Genomic DNA, 1,157 nt, shown 5'->3' on the forward strand with positions numbered 1-1,157 from the left:
AAAAGAAACTTATGGATTGTCCAACTATCACACTTCAAACCGCAAGTGGAATAGAAAAAGTCATTCCTTGCGCAAAAGTCACAGCAAAAGGAATTGGTGTGCTGTCTCAAGAGCTTAAAAGACAAACCATGCATTAAAAGCAACAATTATGGAAAAGAAATACGAACGACTAATCTTATAGTATCTGTATAAGCCGTTTCTAACAACAAAAACAAAGATTTTAACACCAGCGTGATTCACGCCACGGGGGAATTGCGCTCAAATAGGAGGAAATCAAGATGAGTGAACAAAACACTAACCTAACAGAAATTGAAGAAACGCATCACTTAGCGGTTAAACAAACTGCTATGGAACGTATTTTAAACAAAGCCTTAGAAAATGACGTCGATATGGACCGTCTCGAGCGTCTCATTGCCTTACGAGAAAAAGAAATAGAACGACAAAACTACGAAAGATTTGCCTGTGATCTTTCGAATATGCAAATAGAATATCAAAAAATACAAAAAAACTCTACAAACACCCATACAAACAGCCAATATGCAACCCTTGACCAGTACATTGATGCTGTAAAAAACACTCTTGCAAAACACCGATTTGCTTTGTTTTCTCGTATCAAAGAACAGAGTTCAGACAATATAATTATAGAAATGACTTTGACGCATCCGTCTGGAAATAAAATCTCAACAGAAGGAAAGTTTCCTTATGACACGAAAGGATGCAAGTCAAATATACAATCGGTTGGTTCTGCAATCACATACGCACGCAGATATCTGTTAGGTATGCTTCTTAATGTCGTGAGTGAAGATGATGATACGGATGGGAACACACCTATTAAAAAGGCTTTTCCACAACAGATCAATGAAATCAGAAGACTCATCGTACAAACCCAAGCAGAAGAAGAAAAAATACTTGCTTATGTCGACGTCAAAAAGCTTGACGATATGTCTGAAGGACAAGCACAAACGGTATTGCATCTTTTGAAAAAGAAACAAAACAAGCAAAAGGTGGAAACAGATTCTACTATACAAGATGCCGATATAGCAACGCCACAAGAGCAACAAACGGCAGTGTGAGATGAAACAAAGAACAGCAGAATGGTTTCAAGCGCGCTTGGGTAAAGTCACTGCTTCAAACGTTTACAACGTACTCAGTAAGAC

Annotated in this window: 1 protein-coding gene and 1 pseudogene; both read left to right on the forward strand. The window is 37.9% G+C overall.

Going from position 1 to position 1,157, the window contains the following annotated elements:
- The first annotated feature begins 278 nt into the window (after positions 1–278).
- Positions 279–1,073, forward strand: coding sequence for an ERF family protein (locus ACFING_RS09835; RefSeq protein ID WP_375630783.1), 795 nt, complete (start codon positions 279–281; stop codon positions 1,071–1,073).
- Between the two features lies 1 nt (position 1,074).
- Positions 1,075–1,157, forward strand: a pseudogene (locus ACFING_RS09840) (exonuclease); the annotation flags it as partial.

Origin of the sequence: Bartonella sp. AP150HLJHH (genome assembly GCF_042196385.1) — a bacterium.
Taxonomy (GTDB): domain Bacteria; phylum Pseudomonadota; class Alphaproteobacteria; order Rhizobiales; family Rhizobiaceae; genus Bartonella.